We start from the raw sequence: 16,340 nt of genomic DNA, 5'->3' as shown, positions 1-16,340 counted from the left end.
TTTCCGCAAACTTCGCTTCCGCTAGCAGTCACCTAAAACCTATCGCTATTGGAATCTTTGACACTTCCTAGGGCTTGGGGCAAAGTAGCCCGTTTTTTCGGCATGGGCCGCTTCTGGGGAACTAAACAATGAATGCAGTGGTAGCGGCAGTCGGGATAATGCTTATTTTGAGCCTCTGCAGGATCCATGTCGTGGTGGCGCTGATTGCAGGAGCTATCGCCGGAGGTGTTCTGGGAGGGCTGGGGCTGGAGGGCAGCCTTGCTGCGTTCAACAAGGGGCTTGGCGGCGGCGCGACTGTTGCGTTGTCCTATGCGCTGCTTGGCGCGTTTGCCGTAGCCATAGGCAAAAGCGGTCTTGCGCATGCCCTCGCAGACCGAGCGCTGGCAATGGTAGATAAGCGGGACGCTGAAACAGGTGGCTCGGTCAAGTGGATCATGATAGGGCTGCTCCTTGTGGTAGCGATTTCATCGCAAAATATCCTGCCTATCCATCTTGCGTTCATCCCCCTGTTGGTTCCACCGCTGTTGTTCGTGCTAAGCAAGCTTCAGATAGACAGGCGCCTCATTGCATGTGTCCTGGCGTTTGGTTTGGTTACGCCGTACATGTTCTTACCAGTGGGCTTCGGTAGCATCTTCCTAAACGAGATTCTGCTAGCCAACGTTGAAAGAAGCGGTGCAGACATTTCCGGTATCAGCGTAAGCCATGCCATGCTTATTCCCGCTCTTGGAATGATGACTGGCTTGTTGGTGGCTATGTTTTCTTATCGAAAGCCGCGGAACTATGACCTCGCTAAGGTCGACCAGTCCAAGGTAACCGGTGCCGGTTACAGTCGGCTCACACTCGTCGTAGCTGCTTTGGCTGTTGCAGCAGCCTTTTTCGTGCAGCTGTGGCTGGACTCGATGATCATTGGTGCCCTCATCGGATTCGTCATGTTTTCTGCTTCCGGCGTCGTCCGCTGGAAGGAAGCAGATGATCTTTTCACCGAAGGCATGAAGATGATGGCCATGATTGGTTTCATCATGATAGCCGCAGCCGGGTTTGCGGAGGTTATGCGTGAGACGGGCGAGGTGAAGACTTTGGTTGATGCGTCTGCCGAATGGATCGGCAACAGCAAGGCAATCGGTGCGTTGATGATGTTACTGGTGGGCTTGTTGGTGACCATCGGCATCGGCTCATCATTTTCCACTGTACCGATAATCGCCGCAATTTTTGTCCCGCTGGGATTGCAGCTCGGCTTCAGCCCGTTGGCCATCGTCAGTTTGGTGGGGACAGCAGGCGCGCTGGGCGACGCTGGGTCGCCGGCGTCAGACTCGACCTTGGGTCCCACCGCTGGGTTGAACGCGGATGGGCAACATAACCATATCTGGGACACCGTAGTACCGACGTTTCTGCACTACAACCTGCCTCTTCTGGGGTTTGGTTGGATTGCTGCCATGACGTTGTGATAAGTGACCTTGCGTCGGCTGGTATCCGTAGCCATCAACGTTGATGCGTTACGGATGGGTCGCTGAACGCTTTGCACTCCTTAGAACAATCGCTGACTAAGCAATACAACCGCAGCGATAGGAAGCAATCCGTGAATTCGACTCTCGAGCAAAAAGTGTTTCTAGCTTTGTTGCTCACCGTAACCATCGCGTTCGGCTGGATCCTGTACCCCTTTTACGGGACCGTTTTTTGGGCGGTGATTCTCGCGATAATTTTCGCTCCGTTACAGCGGCGGCTGTACGCCCGCTTCAGCGAAAGACCGAATCTGGCTGCTCTGGTGACATTGTTGGTGTGCCTGGTCGTAGCCGTGCTGCCTGTCATTCTGATTACAGGCCTGCTGGTACAAGAAGGGACGTCGCTTTACAAGCAGATAGAAAGTGGAGAGCTGGACGTCGGTAGCATCGTGGAGAGCGCGAAGGACCTTTTGCCTGCATCGCTAGAGCAGCAGTTGCAGCGCTTTGGTTTTGGCGACATCGAGCAGGTGCGCGAGAGGCTTGCAAGCGGAGACTCTGGAAGGAAGCCAGTTTTTGGCCACGAAGGCGTTCAGTTTTGGGCAGGGAACATTTCAATTCCTCGTCAGTTTTTTTGTGATGATTTACCTGCTGTTCTTTCTCATTCGAGACGGGCGCGAGCTTGTAGCACGCATTCGGCGTGCACTTCCTCTGAGCGATAACCAAAAGCGCAGGCTATTCAGCAAATTCACACGCGTTGTTAGAGCTACGGTGAAAGGTAACATTGTGGTCGCAGCCACCCAGGGCTTCCTCGGCGGTGTGATTTTCGCGATTCTTGATATCCCCGGGTCATTGCTCTGGGGAGTGCTGATGGCGTTTTTATCGCTGCTTCCCGCGATTGGAGCGGGTTTGATTTGGACGCCCGTAGCGATCTACTTCCTGCTCAACGGAATGATTGTTCAGGGGGTTATCTTGACGCTTTACGGCGTTCTCGTGATCGGGCTGGTCGATAACCTGTTGCGGCCTATTCTTGTTGGCAAAGATACCAAGATGCCTGACTACGTTGTGTTGATCTCAACGTTAGGGGGTTTGGCACTGTTCGGCCTGAATGGCTTCGTCATCGGGCCCCTTATAGCGGCCTTGTTTATTTCCGCCTGGGGCTTGTTTATCAGGCCAGAGATTAACTAAAAGAGCGCGCGTCCGGCAGTGCCGGACGCTGCTGCAAGCATCAGAGAATGCGACCTCCGTCGTCACGGCTGATGATCACTGTTGCGGAGCGAGGGCGGCGGCCTGGGCCGTCAGGCCAGGTGCTTGTGTAGTCCGTGGAAGTCGAGCCTTCACCAGGATGCTGGATATTGACGAACAGCGTCCGGAAGTCCGGCGTAGCCGTAATACCCGTCACTTCAGCTCCTTTTGGGCCGACCAGGAATCGCTTGGTTTCGCCTGTTTGGGGATCCGAAACCACCATTTGGTTATTGCCAAACGGGCCGTCGCTAAGCTGGCCGCCACTCATGTCCGTTTGGATCCAAAGCCGTCCTTCGTCATCGAACCAAAGGCCATCCGGGCTGGCGATAATATTGTCATCATTCAGCGGTCGGCCTTTCGGGTCTCGGCTGTCCGTCTGGGGGCCTGCCAGTAGATACAGATCCCAGCTGAATTGGCTGCCAATATTGTTTCGACCTTGTTCGCGCCAGCGAATGATGTGGCCGTACGGATTTGGCGATCGCGGGTTGGCGGCATCTGCTTCCTTGCGAGAAGAATTATTTGTCAGTGTGAAATACACCTCGCCAGTATCAGGGTGGACAGCGCCCCATTCCGGTCGATCCATTTTCGTTGCGCCGACGATATCGGCCGCCAGACGTGTATTGATCAGCACTTCGCCCTGGTCTCGGAATTGGACGCCCGCCGTCAGGCATGCCTGTTGAAAGTCCGGGTCGTCAATGTCCAGTGCAAGCCAGTCACCGCTGCCGTCAGGGTTGAAGCGAGCGACGTACAGCGTGCCATCGTCTAGCAGGCGATTGTCGCTTCGAAGTGGGCGATACTTGTCACGGCTGATGTACTTATAGATGTATTCGTTCTGGGAATCGTCCCCAGAATAGCAAACCACAGGCCAGCCGGCTTTCACCGGAGCGAACACCAGACCTTCATGACCGAAACGCCCTAGCGAGGTGTGTTTGACAGGCGTCGAATCCGGGTCGAAGGGGTCGATCTCGACAATCCAGCCAAAGGTGTTGGGTTCGTTGCGGTAGTCGGAGCTGGCATCTGATCCGCTCGTAGTCGCGTCAAAACGCTGGAATTCATCGCCCTGGACTGTTTCCCAGCCGTAACGGCCGGTGGCTCGGATACCATAGCGATCAAGGTGGCGAGGCAGCTCAGTGTCACGGCTAGCGAAGTAGCCCGCCCAGTTTTCTTCGCACGTCAGATAGGTGCCCCATGGCGTGTAGCCATTCGAGCAGTTGTTCAGGGTGCCTCTGGTTGAGGTTCCGCTCGGACTGTAGCGAGTCTTCATCAGATCATGGCCGCGGGCCGGCCCTTCGATGCGCATGGGCGTCGCACCGGTGACGCGGCGATTACGAGCTGACGGCAGCATCGCCCATTCGCCGCGAGCATTGCGCTTGATTTCCACCACGGACACGCCGTGTGCGTTGATCTCCTTGCGCACCTCTTCTGCACTCACGCGCTTGCCGTCTACTACGGTCGGGCCATTTGGATGCAACACCGGGGCGTCAATGTATTCGTGGTTTAGAACCAAGAGGCCATGATCGCTCTTGCGTCCATTGAACTTAGCGTCCATTGGAAAAAAGTGCATGCCATCATGGTGCATCCCAGTTTGCTGAGCTTGGTCCTCTGCGCTGTTACTGGCATCTTCGAGAAACGCGGGATAACTGCCGCATATTGGCGTGCCCCATGGGATGAACGCTTTAGCGGTATAACCAGCCGGAACCGTGATGGTGTCGGCTCTGGTGACGCTAACGGCGCCAAACGGAAGGCGACTGCGACGCTGGAACGGAATCCCTTTTCCTTGAGGTTCGGCTGCGCTCGCAACCGCGGGAAGGCCGCCGAGGAAGGCCAGCGCACCTAGCGCAGCGCCTCCCGCCAGGACCTGACGGCGCCCCATGGCGATCACGTCCTGAATATGCGGATTGGCAGAGTGATTGCTCGGGCGCTCATCGCCATTGCCGAACATGATGTTTTGATTATCGTCAGTCACGACGCAGCTCCATTAGGGTAATCGACGGAGCTCTGACGCTAGGATCTTTTGGAGACAACTTAATGACAGTGCGTGTGTTGACGACGAGCGGCGTGTTCAATCGTGAAACAAAAAGCCCCGGTGAATACCGGGGCTAAGCAACACTTGCCAGGCCGAGCGCAACCCCGGCCTGCGAGCCAGTTTCTTAGTGGAACTGGTTCATGGTGTTGTCTTTACCACTTGCCTTGAGCGCCGCTTCGCCCGCGAAGTATTCCTTGTGGTTGTCACCGATGTCGGAGCCGGCCATGTTCTGGTGCTTAACGCAGGCGATACCCTGGCGCAGTTCTTCACGCTGGACGCCTTTGACGTAGGCCAGCATGCCCTGATCGGCGAAATACCCTTTGGCCAGGTTGTCGGTGGACAGCGCGGCGGTGTGGTAAGTCGGCAAGGTGATGAGGTGATGGAATATACCGGCATGAGCGGACCCGTCCTTCTGGAAGGTACGAATTTTCTCGTCGGCCACCTGAGCCAGCTCGGTTTCGTCGTATTCGACGCTCATCAGCTTGGCGCGATCGTAAGCCGAAACATCCTTGCCTTCTGCAACAAAGGCGTCGAACACCTGCTGGCGGAAATTCAAGGTCCAGTTGAAGGACGGGCTGTTGTTATAGACCAGCTTGGCATTCGGGATCGTCTTGCGAATCTCGTTAACCATGGCTGCGATCTGGCCAACGTGTGGCTTCTCGGTTTCGATCCACAGCAGGTCAGCACCGTTCTGCAGGGAGGTGATGCAGTCCAGGACGCAACGCGCTTCACCCGTTCCCTTGCGGAACTGAAACAGGTTGGATGGCAGGCGCTTGGGACGCAGCAGCTTGCCTTCGCGCTTGATGACGACGTCGCCGTTACCAAGTTCGGCTTCGGTGATCTCTTCGCAATCTAGGAACGAGTTGTACAGGTCTCCGAGGTCGCCCGGCTCTTTTGTCACCGCGATCTGCTTGGTCAGGCCCGCGCCCAGCGAGTCGGTACGTGCAACGATCACTCCGTTGTCGATGCCAAGCTCAAGGAAGGCGTAACGAACCGCAGCGATCTTGGCGAGGAAATCGGCGTGCGGAACGGTAACCTTGCCGTCCTGGTGGCCGCACTGCTTCTCGTCAGAAACCTGGTTTTCAATCTGGATGCAGCAGGCTCCGGCTTCGATCATGCGCTTGGCCAGCAGGTAGGTGGCTTCCGGATTACCGAAGCCCGCGTCGATGTCGGCGATGATCGGGACGATATGGGTTTCGTAATTGTCGATCTGGTTCTGGATTTCGTTTGCTTTGGCTGTATCGCCGGCTGCGCGAGCAGCATCGAGGGCTGTGAACAGCAGGTCCAGCTCGCGGCTGTCCGCCTGGCGCAGGAAGGTGTAAAGCTCTTCGATCAGGTCGGAAACAGCTGTCTTCTCGTGCATCGACTGGTCCGGCAGCGGACCGAACTCGGAGCGCAGAGCAGCGACCATCCAGCCAGACAGGTAGAGATAGCGCTTGTTGGTAGTCTTCAGGTGCTTCTTGATGGAGATCAGTTTCTGCTGGCCAATGAAGCCATGCCAGCAACCCAGCGACTGGGTGTAGACGGACGAATCGGCATCGTACTCGGCCATGTCCTTGCGCATGATGTCGGCGGTGTACTGCGCGATTTCCAGGCCCGTCTTGAAGCGGTTCTGAGCACGCATGCGAGCTACGGATTCGGGGTTGATAGCGCTCCAGCTGCTTCCAGCTGCTTCTTTCAGAGCGGCAACGGCCTTGATGTCGTTTTGATAAGCGGACATGGTCAATCCTTCAGAAAAAATTCGTGTTTGGTTGAGCACCGACTGTTCCCACTGAAACCTACGTGCTTACGCTGATCATGCGTGCAACACGCGGCAGAGCGTCGAAATGCCGACCGGATACGAGGATTGGGCCAAGGAGAGGAGGTGTGCAGTTTACGATCGCCAAGGTGCTCGTTCAGCTGCGGAATGATTCGTGGCATTCCGATACACGGCGGTGTGAAACCGGTGAATGATCAGCAGAACTGACGTCTCGAGCAGATGCGTTAATCGCTTCCCCGTCCCTCAGGACGACTCGTTCCAGTCGCAACCTCGTCAGTCCGCCTTGTGGGCAGTACAGTCACGGAGCGCCTCTGCTGGTTGGCGGAGCGCGATCCGGAGGCCCTTGCCAGGGCCCCTGGTTAGCGGGAGCGGAGCCATAATGCTCCGGCTAAAAAGGTTCGTCAAATGTTTTGTAGTGAACTTTAGTAGGCACTACATGTTTCTAGAGGTCTCGCAGGTTTCACACATTCCGCTCAGTTGAGCGTGTCCACCTTCAGTCGTATTGAAAGGTTCTGGCGGCCTTCTGTTGAGTATCGGCGCAGTAATCCTGTCTCGCTTGAATGAGCCGATTCATCGATTCCGCCGAGTGATATCCATTCACCGAGGCGCCCGCTGACTCGGGTATCGGTTTGCTGAATATCCACCCTGTCCGGTCGGGATGCGCTCATGCGGTCGTTATGACTGCTGATGGTTACCTGCACCCGGTCGCCTTGCACCGTAGCGGTGGCATAGAAGCCTCGGGTGATATCGCGGTATTGGGTCTGCTGATAAAGCTGACCGTAGCTGTCGGTCCCCGTGCTGGTAATCGGGACGCTTTGGCCAATCTGGATCAGGGCGGGATAGCCCTCGGTGGTCTGGATCTGTTGAGTGCCTCCGCCTTGGCTGTCTGTGCTTCGACGGATGATGCGGACCTGATCTCGGTTTCGTGTTTCGCCTTTCCCGCTCTGGACTTCAAGGTCACCGATGCGTGCGGAGCCATCGAGCCTATAACCGTTGTCATTGCTGGCGGCCGAACTCTGAGTATCCACGCTGATCAGCAACTTACGAGGCTCGGTATCCAACTCAGATAGCACAGCATGTAGCTCGGCAATCACGGCGGCAGGCGCGTTCACGATCAGCTGATTACCGTATGCGTCCACCTTGCCTTGATCGCCTACTACCGATTGCGCGATCGGCAGGACGTCCTGCGCCAAGCGGAAGTTCAGCGGAATGACTTCCGTTGCCGCCTGAAGAGAGAAGCTAACCAGGAGCACAGAAGCAGAGAGAAGTCGGCGAGTCATAACAGAAAGCTCCGCAGGTCGGGGTCGGACAGACTATGGTCCCAAGCGGTATCAAACAGGCGTTGTTGCTGGCGAGCGCGGCCGGGGCTCTGATAGAGCGCATGGCCAACCAACTGATCCGGCTCTGGGCGAATCACCACACCACATTCGTCAGCAACTAGGAAGGCGGCAACTCGTGCCGGATAGTCGGGATTGACTTTGCGGATGTGTAAGTTGCTGGTCAGTCGGCGCGCCAGATTAACCAGGCGATGGCCTTGCCTGATGGCACGGGAGGAATCCCCTACCAGAATGCGCAAGCGATTACGCGGGTGGTCAAGTAATAAGCGCAGGCAGGCTTGTTGAATACAGCTGTGGTTGTAGAGCCAAGGTTCCAGGTCTTGTGTATAGATGCTCAGGCTTCGCCGTGCCTGCTCGATCATGGCCAGCGTGTGTTGTCGCGCCTCACTCATGCCCGAGAATGCTTGAACGGTTGGGGCTCCGCCTTGAGTGAGTGGCGCAGTGTTCCATTGTTCAGGACTGGCAGGTAACGCGGATGGGTTCTCCAGTTTGAAACGACCCGGCGACTCGAATTCGATAGCCGACAACTCGACTGGGTTGAAGGCGTTATCGGCATCGTCGCGAGCCATAGGGGTCAGTGGCTCTTGCGAAGCATATCGACGTGAGGCAGGCCAGCTTCGAGAAACTCTTCGCTGATCACTTCGAAACCAAGGCGTTCATAAAACGACGTGGCATGGACCTGTGCGGTCAGGCGCTGTTCTCTGAGGCCACGACGTTCCGCCTCATCGATTACCGCTTTCATCAAAACGCCGCCTACATTCATGCCGCGCCAATCGCGGAGCACTGAAACCCGCCCAATGTGTCCATCGTTCAGCAGGCGCGCGGTACCGATAGGGTAGCCGCTCTCCAGAGCGAGGAAATGCACCGCCTCAGCGTCGTCTGCGTCCCATTCCAGCTCTGGCGGTACCGATTGTTCGGCGATGAATACGGCTTCGCGAATCCTGCGCAGGTCGGCGTTATCCTGTTGCCAGTCGGCGATGCGAACTTCTATCTCATTCATCTGCAAACTCCAAACTTCCCTGTTTGACCAACTGCCATATCAGATTACGCCCATCCTCATCATCCAGCCACGGCGCGAGGTTTGCGGTGTGCATCGCATCAGCCGAACAGACCAGCTTCAGGAGCTCTTTCAGGCGGGCGGGAAGCAGTCGGCTCTGGCCGCTGGCAAATAGCAACAGGCCAATATCCACTTCGCTCCAGGCCAGACGTGCGCTGAGGTTTCGTACCAGTATGGCGCCATCGTCCAGTGCGGCAAGCATGGCTTGCTCTTCGATCTCAGGACCCTGCACTCGCTCCGGATAGCGGGGTTCGGTCATGAACTGGCCAAACCAGGTCAGCAACAGGCGTTCGTCGCCCATATGTTCGGTCAGCATTGCGCGCAAGCGATCGAGCGCGTCGGTCTGGATCTGATAAGGGTCGTCTGCCGGGACAAGATCAGCGTCGCTGTAGCGTTCCTCGTCCGGCAGGAATTGCGCGAGAAAGTCAGTGAAATGGGTCAGCACTTCCGCTGCGCTTGGTGCCCGGAAGCCCAGCGAGTAGGTCATGCAAGCGTCTTCGGCAGTGCCGTAATGCGCTAGTCGAGGCGGAAGATAAAGCATGTCGCCCGGTTCCAGAACCCATTCGTCGGTGCCTTCGAACTGGTCAAGTATGCGCAGATCCGGGTGCGGCAGCATCGGGCTGTCGCTATTGCACATCTGGCCAATCCGCCAACGGCGCTGACCATGCGCCTGGAGGAGAAAAACGTCATAGTTGTCGAAATGTGGTCCGACGCCGCCGCCTGGTGCGGCAAAGCTGACCATCACGTCGTCGATACGCCAGTTTGGCAGAAAACGAAAGTGCTCGATGAGCTCGGCCACCTCAGGCACCAGTTGATCGACCGCCTGAACAAGCAGTGTCCAGTCCCGCTCCGGTAGGTTCTGGTAGGTTTCTTCGGTGAATGGCCCGCGACGAAGCTCCCAAGGGCTTTCGCCATGCTCGATAACCAGTCGGGATTCGACTTCCTCTTCCAGTGACAGGCCGGCCAGCTCGTCGGGCGATACCGGGCTTTCGAATGAGGGGACAGCTTGGCGGACAAGCAGTGGTTTCTTCTGCCAGTAGTCGCGCAGAAACTCTCGTGCGCTGATGCCACCGAGGACTTGCAAAGGAATATCGGAAGTCATGCCAGGTACCTTGCTCTTGGCGAGCTGCAAATAAAAACGCCCGGCACAGCCGGGCGTGCAAATAGAATGATTCGATCAGATCCGCTTGGCCTGGGCGGCTGCGTTGCCAACGTAGGCAGCCGGGGTCAGTTTACGCAGCGCCTCTTTCGCATCGGTTGGCATATCCAGGCTATCGATAAACGTCTGCAGGGCCTCGGGGCTGATGCCTTTGCCTCGAGTCAGCTCCTTGAGTTTCTCGTAGGGATTCTCAATGGCGTAGCGACGCATGACGGTCTGGATCGGCTCAGCCAGTACTTCCCAGCATGCGTCCAGGTCCTCGGCGATACGGGACTGGTTGAGCTCCAGCTTGCCGATTCCCTTCAGGCTCGCCTCATAGGCAATGATGCTGTGCGCAAAGCCGACACCCAGATTGCGCAACACGGTGGAGTCGGTCAGGTCGCGCTGCCAGCGGGAGATCGGCAGTTTGCTTGCCAGGTGCTGGAGCAGGGCATTTGCGATACCCAGGTTGCCCTCGGAGTTCTCGAAGTCGATGGGGTTGACCTTGTGCGGCATCGTCGACGAGCCGATTTCTCCGGCGACGGTACGCTGCTTGAAGTAGCCAAGCGAGATGTAGCCCCAGATGTCCCGATCGAAGTCGATCAGGATCGTATTGAAGCGCGCCACGGCATCGAACAGCTCGGCGATGTAATCATGCGGTTCGATCTGGGTGGTGTAGGGGTTCCACGCCAGGCCCAGGTCATTCTCGATGAACTCGCGCGCGTTGGCTTCCCAATCGACGTCCGGATAGGCGGACAGATGGGCGTTGTAGTTGCCCACGGCACCGTTGATCTTGCCGAGCAGCGGTACGGCCTCGACCTGAGCGATCTGGCGCTCTAGACGATAGACCACATTGGCCAGCTCCTTGCCGAGTGTTGTCGGCGAGGCGGGCTGACCATGCGTGCGGGACAGCATAGGTACGTCGGCGTGCTCGACCGCCAGCTGCCGAATCGCATTGGCCAGCTGGCGCATCAGCGGCAGCAACACCTCGTTGCGACCTTCGCGCAGCATCAGCGCGTGGGACAGGTTGTTGATGTCCTCGCTGGTGCACGCGAAGTGAATGAACTCATTGACCTTGGCCAGCTCTGGCAGCTGCTTGGCCTGTTCCTTGAGCAGATACTCGACCGCCTTCACATCGTGGTTGGTGGTGCGCTCGAATTCCTTGACGCGTTCGGCGTGCTCCAGCTGGAAGTTCTCTGCCAGTTGGTTGAGTAGCGCATTGGCTTCGGTCGAGAAGGGTGCGACTTCCGGAACACCGCTATGAGCGGCCAATCGCTGCAGCCAGCGCACTTCGACCTGGACGCGGCAGCGAATCAGGCCGAACTCACTGAAGATGGGGCGCAAAGCGCTGGTTTTGCCGGCGTAGCGGCCATCGACGGGGGAAACCGCGGTGAGCGAGGAAAGCTGCATAGGGGGCATCTCGGCAATCGAGCAACGAAAAGAGGGCGCAGATTATACATGAAAGCGGGGGAATGCCTGAGGCGAAGAACCCTTGGCTGCCGCCTATTCTGTGCGTAACAGTGGATAGAGCGCGTCGAGCATTTTTCGTCGGCTGAAAATCATCTGCCAACGGTGCCCGCCGAGCTGGCGCCATAGCCGGGCAGCGCGAATTCCCGCCAGCAGCAGCGCGCGAATCTTGGCCGCGTTGTCTGTTTGCTGAAGGTGACGCATGTCACCCTGCACCTGAATGCGCTGACGAAAGGTACTGAGCGTGTCCTGATACAGGCCGCCAAAGGATGCCACCACGTTCTCGTGAGTCGGCCCGAAGTGCTCGACCTGTTGCTGTATCTGACCCAGGCGGCTGCCGATGACCTGAAGCAGGTCGCTGCGCTTGTCCAGCTGCCTCTCCAGGCCGATCATCGCCAAGGCGTAGCGCAGCGGTTCACGTTGCAGGCTGCTGGTATCGCGCTCCAGTGCACCCACCAGGGCGCGATAACCATCTCGCAGGTTGATATCGTCGCCACCATAGATTTCCAAAGGTGGTTTCTCTTCCCTGACCAGCAGGCTGCCAAGCATACAGCCGAGGGCTGCATTGGAAATCTGGCCAGTGCGGGCTATACGGTCGACCAGCGTTGCCGCCTCGAATACCGCACCAAGGGCAACGAGCTGTTCCTGGAGTGGTGTCATGGCCGGCCTCCAGCAAACCAGGGTTCGGCAGTCTCGATAACCCCGCCCCCCAGGCATATCTCGCGATCGTAGAAAACTACCGACTGGCCAGGGGTAACCGCACGCTGAGGTTCATCGAACACGGCTCGGTATCCCGTTTCAGTCTGCTCCAGCGTGCAGGTCTGATCGGCCTGTCGATAACGGACCTTGGCGGTCAACCGACGGGGTGCTGACAGCGTCAGCGGGTTGACCCAGAAGATCTCGGAGGCGAGCAGGGAGCGGGAGAACAGCCAGGGGTGATCGTTGCCCTGGCCTACGACCAGCACGTTGCGCTCAAGGTCCTTGCTCAACACGTACCAGGGTTCGTCACTTGCGTCTTTCAGGCCGCCAATACCCAATCCCTGACGTTGGCCGATGGTGTGGTACATCAATCCATGATGGTGGCCGATGACATCGCCATCTACCGTTTCTATATTTCCCGGCTGGGCTGGCAGGTACTGCTTGAGGAAATCGCTGAAACGACGTTCCCCGATGAAACAGATACCGGTGGAATCCTTTTTCTTGGCTGTAGCCAGGCCATGCTTTTCGGCAATGTCCCGTACCGCCGGCTTTTCAAGTTCACCTACCGGGAACAAGGTCTTGGCAAGCTGCTCGCCTCCGACTGCATGGAGGAAATAGCTCTGATCCTTGTTCGGGTCCAGTCCCTTGAGCAGTTCGCTGCGCCCATCGACATCTCGGCGGCGAACATAATGCCCCGTGGCAATCAGGTCGGCGCCGAGCGTCAGCGCATAGTCCAGAAAGGCTTTGAATTTGATTTCGCGGTTGCACAGGATGTCCGGATTGGGCGTGCGGCCAGCCTTGTACTCCGCAAGGAAATGCTCGAATACGTTGTCCCAGTATTCGGCAGCGAAATTGGCGGTATGCAGCTTGATACCGATCCTGTCGCATACGGCCTGAGCGTCGGCAAGATCTTCACGCGCGGTGCAGTATTCGGTGCCGTCGTCTTCTTCCCAATTCTTCATGAACAGGCCTTCAACTTGATATCCCTGTTCAAGCAGGAGCAAAGCGGATACCGACGAGTCGACGCCACCGGACATTCCAACAATGACGCGGGTGTTTTCGGGGGCAGTTGAAGCTGAAACAGGCATAAGGACTCAGGGGGGGCTGCCAAAAAGGACGAAATTCTAACAGGCTGAGGCGTTCAGGTGCTAAAAGCCCCTCAGTCACGTATCACCTGGAGGTCGTAAAGAGGGCCTTTCAGGTAGTCGTCGATGCAGCGTGGAACCAGTTCGCTACGCCAGCGTTCGGGCACGGCGAATAGCTCGTCTCGGCTTAGCCAGGGCGCTGCGACAATACCACTGTCGAGCTTGAACTCTGGATGGTGCTGAACCGCTTGGGCGGCGAAACAGATGCGTTGGTAGGTAACGCCATTGCTAGGCGCGGTATAGAGGTAGACTCCGACGACGCCCGTCAGATCTACATCCCAACCGGTTTCCTCGAGGGTTTCCCTTACGGCGGCCTCTCGCAGGCTTTCGTTGGGTTCGAGATGCCCAGCCGGCTGGTTCAGAACCAGGCGGCCGCCTTTTGATTCTTCAACCATCAGGAACTTGCCGTCGGCTTCAACGATGGTGGCTACGGTGATATGAGGTTTCCAGTCCATCAGGCGACCTATATGGTTTGGTTCGGATGCATCAAGTGTGACAGACAAAAAAGAAACCCCGGCCAGTGGCCGGGGTTCAGTTCACGCTTTCATGCTCTGTAATCAGGCCAACGCGGCCAGTGCTGCGTTGAAGGTTGCGCTGGGGCGCATCACTTCAGCAGTCAGCTTTGGGTTGGAGCGATAGTAGCCGCCAATGTCCACTGGCTTGCCTTGGACCTCGGCCAGCTCTGCAACGATAGCGTCTTCCTTATCGGTCAGGGTCTTGGCCAGAGGAGCAAAGTATGCCTGCAGTTCAAGATCCTCGGTCTGAGCTGCCAACTCCTGGGCCCAGTAAAGTGCCAGGTAGAAATGGCTACCGCGGTTGTCCAGCTCACCAGTACGACGTGATGGTGACTTGTTGGTATCTAGCAGCTTGCCAGTTGCAGCGTCTAGCGCCTTGCCGAGCAATTTTGCCTTTGGGTTGCCTGTCTTGATGCCTGTTTCTTCCAACGAAACCGCCAGCGCAAGAAACTCGCCGAGCGAATCCCAGCGCAGGTGGTTCTCTTCGATCAGTTGCTGTACATGCTTGGGTGCCGAGCCGCCCGCGCCAGTTTCGTACATGCCGCCACCCGCCATCAGTGGAACGATGGAGAGCATCTTGGCCGAAGTGCCCAGCTCCATGATCGGGAACAGATCGGTCAGGTAGTCGCGCAGGACGTTCCCAGTCACCGAGATCGTATCCTGGCCGCGGACGAGGCGTTCCATGCTGACGCGGATGGCTTCGTTATAGCCCATCATGCGGATATCCAGACCAGTCAGGTCGTGATCCTGCAGGTAGCTCTCGACTTTTTTCTGCAGTTCACGGTCATGAGCGCGTTCTGGATCCAGCCAGAAAATGGCCGGGGTCGCCGACTGACGGGCGCGTGTCACTGCCAGCTTGACCCAGTCACGAATGGCGGCGTCTTTGGTCTGGCAGGCGCGCCAGATATCCCCGGCTTCCACTTCGTGCTGCATGACGACGGTGCCGTCAGAGAGTACGACGCGCATGATGCCGTCAGCGGTCATTTCGAACGTCTTGTCGTGCGACCCGTACTCTTCGGCTTTCTGGGCCATCAGGCCTACGTTCGGCACCGTGCCCATGGTTGTCGGGTCGAATGCACCGTTGGTTTTGCAGAAGTTGATCATCTCCTGATAGATGCGAGCATAGGTGCTCTCGGGCATCACGGCCTTGGTGTCCTTGAGGTTGCCATCTTTACCCCACATTTTGCCGGAGCTACGGATCATGGCAGGCATCGATGCGTCAACGATCACATCGCTAGGAATATGCAGGTTGGTGATGCCTTTGACGGAATCGACCATGGCCATTTCCGGACGGCGGCTATAGCAGGCATGAATGTCGTCCAGGATTTCTTCCTGCTGTGAGGCTGGCAGGCTCTTGATCTTGTCATGAACGCTGGAAAGCCCGTTGTTCGGATTGACGCCCAGCTCCTTGAACAGGTCGGCGTACTTCTCGAACACCTCCTTGTAGTAGACGCTGACAGCATGACCGAAAACGATCGGGTGAGAGACCTTCATCATTGTCGCCTTGACATGCAGAGACCACATCACACCGGTGTCTTTGCAATCCTGCAGGGTCTTCTCGAAGAACTCGCGGAGTTTATTGCAGCTCATGAACATGCTGTCGAAGACTTCGCCTTCCTCAAGCGTGAGCTGTTTTTTGACTTCGACCTTGCCATCCTTGCCAACGAACTCAATACGAACGTCACCAGCCTGGGCCATGGTGATCGATTGCTCGCTGGAGAAGAAATCGCCGCCGCGCATGTAGTCAGCGTGGGACTGTGAAGCCATGCTCCAGGCACCCATCGAATGCGGATGCTTGCGGGCGAACGCTTTTACCGCTGCCGGCGCCCGGCGATCGGAGTTGCCTTCGCGCAGGACAGGGTTTACAGCGCTGCCAAGCACCTTGCCGTAGCGGGCACGGATGTCTTTTTCCTCGTCGGTGCGAGGGTCTTCCGGGAAATTCGGTACATTGAAGCCCTGCGCCTGCAGTTCGGCGATCGCGTTGCGCAGTTGAGGTACTGAGGCGCTGATGTTCGGCAGCTTGATGATATTGGCCTCTGGCGTGGTAGCGAGAGCGGCCAGTTTTGCGAGATCGTCGTCAATCTGCTTGTCTGCATCCAGTCGGTCAGCAAAGCTTGCAAGTATGCGTCCTGCAAGAGAGATGTCTCTGGTTTCGACGTCAATGTCCGCAGCGGCGGCGAACGCTTCAACGATCGGCAGAAGCGAGTAGGTGGCCAGGGCAGGGGCTTCGTCGGTGAAGGTGTAGATAATCTTCGATCGGGTGGACATGTAGAGTTGTCTCTCTCTTGCTGAGCGTGCACTGAATCCCGAGGTGCGCAGGTAGGCGCTCTGGCTGCGTTTGTCGAGTCAGAATTCGAGGTTCGCCGCGATGATGTTTGGAATGCACCACTTAGTATTGCGCGTTCGAGCCGTCCGGCTGCGGTTGGCAGAAGGGCGGATTCAGGAGGGGCGATCTGATGGAAGGTCGGCTTGCTCCTCATGACTCGTTAGTCACCTAAGCAGTATATCACCGAGCA

At 57.3% G+C, this 16,340-nt stretch carries 12 protein-coding genes and 1 pseudogene; 2 read left to right on the top strand and 11 right to left on the bottom strand.

All coding sequences use genetic code 11. From position 1 onward, the window contains the following. The first annotated feature begins 128 nt into the window (after positions 1 to 128). Positions 129 to 1,445 carry a Na+/H+ antiporter family protein gene (locus tag AC4LFW_RS09555; RefSeq protein WP_491818824.1) on the top strand — a complete coding sequence of 439 codons (1,317 nt, stop codon included), beginning with the start codon at positions 129 to 131 and terminating at the stop codon, positions 1,443 to 1,445. 131 nt (positions 1,446 to 1,576) lie between these two features. Continuing rightward, positions 1,577 to 2,624 (top strand): annotated as a pseudogene (locus AC4LFW_RS09550) (AI-2E family transporter). Between the two features lie 40 nt (positions 2,625 to 2,664). Here the strand turns inward: AC4LFW_RS09550 and AC4LFW_RS09545 are convergent. The 11 genes from AC4LFW_RS09545 to AC4LFW_RS09495 all read right to left on the bottom strand — a co-directional run bounded on the left by AC4LFW_RS09545 (position 2,665) and on the right by AC4LFW_RS09495 (position 16,092). Continuing rightward, entirely contained in the window at positions 2,665 to 4,623 is a 1,959-nt protein-coding gene (locus tag AC4LFW_RS09545) for a PhoX family protein (RefSeq protein WP_491820189.1), read from the bottom strand. 208 nt (positions 4,624 to 4,831) lie between these two features. After that, positions 4,832 to 6,427 (bottom strand): isocitrate lyase, encoded by a 1,596-nt coding sequence (locus tag AC4LFW_RS09540; protein ID WP_312125671.1) that lies wholly within the window; start codon positions 6,425 to 6,427, stop codon positions 4,832 to 4,834. 512 nt (positions 6,428 to 6,939) lie between these two features. Beyond that, positions 6,940 to 7,746: a secretin N-terminal domain-containing protein gene (locus AC4LFW_RS09535; protein WP_491818823.1), complete on the bottom strand. Its 807-nt coding sequence runs from the start codon at positions 7,744 to 7,746 to the stop codon at positions 6,940 to 6,942. Beyond that, the gene (locus tag AC4LFW_RS09530) at positions 7,743 to 8,372 is read right to left on the bottom strand and encodes a DUF7931 domain-containing protein (protein ID WP_312125674.1); all 630 of its coding nucleotides are present in this window, start codon (positions 8,370 to 8,372) and stop codon (positions 7,743 to 7,745) included. Before AC4LFW_RS09530 ends, AC4LFW_RS09535 begins: the two co-directional genes overlap by 4 nt. A gap of 5 nt (positions 8,373 to 8,377) precedes the next feature. After that, positions 8,378 to 8,803, bottom strand: coding sequence for a GNAT family N-acetyltransferase (locus AC4LFW_RS09525; RefSeq protein WP_491818822.1), 426 nt, complete (start codon positions 8,801 to 8,803; stop codon positions 8,378 to 8,380). Then, a complete protein-coding gene (locus AC4LFW_RS09520) occupies positions 8,796 to 9,962 on the bottom strand; it encodes a ribosomal protein uL16 3-hydroxylase (RefSeq protein WP_491818821.1) in 1,167 nt (388 codons plus the stop codon). The genes AC4LFW_RS09525 and AC4LFW_RS09520 overlap by 8 nt, the downstream gene beginning before the upstream one ends. Before the next feature lie 75 nt (positions 9,963 to 10,037). Then, positions 10,038 to 11,408, bottom strand: coding sequence for an adenylosuccinate lyase (purB, locus tag AC4LFW_RS09515; protein WP_491820188.1), 1,371 nt, complete (start codon positions 11,406 to 11,408; stop codon positions 10,038 to 10,040). A gap of 93 nt (positions 11,409 to 11,501) precedes the next feature. Then, positions 11,502 to 12,125, bottom strand: coding sequence for a high frequency lysogenization protein HflD (hflD, locus tag AC4LFW_RS09510; RefSeq protein ID WP_491818820.1), 624 nt, complete (start codon positions 12,123 to 12,125; stop codon positions 11,502 to 11,504). Beyond that, positions 12,122 to 13,252: a tRNA 2-thiouridine(34) synthase MnmA gene (gene mnmA, locus AC4LFW_RS09505; RefSeq protein ID WP_491818819.1), complete on the bottom strand. Its 1,131-nt coding sequence runs from the start codon at positions 13,250 to 13,252 to the stop codon at positions 12,122 to 12,124. The genes hflD and mnmA overlap by 4 nt, the downstream gene beginning before the upstream one ends. 71 nt (positions 13,253 to 13,323) lie before the next feature. Then, a complete protein-coding gene (locus AC4LFW_RS09500) occupies positions 13,324 to 13,764 on the bottom strand; it encodes an NUDIX hydrolase (RefSeq protein WP_312125684.1) in 441 nt (146 codons plus the stop codon). 102 nt (positions 13,765 to 13,866) lie between these two features. After that, complete coding sequence (locus tag AC4LFW_RS09495; RefSeq protein WP_491818818.1) at positions 13,867 to 16,092, bottom strand: NADP-dependent isocitrate dehydrogenase; 2,226 nt, start codon at positions 16,090 to 16,092, stop codon at positions 13,867 to 13,869. Positions 16,093 to 16,340 lie beyond the last annotated feature (248 nt).

It is taken from the genome of Stutzerimonas sp. C6.4V (assembly GCF_058536345.1).
This window is presented reverse-complemented; position numbering and strand designations above follow the sequence as displayed.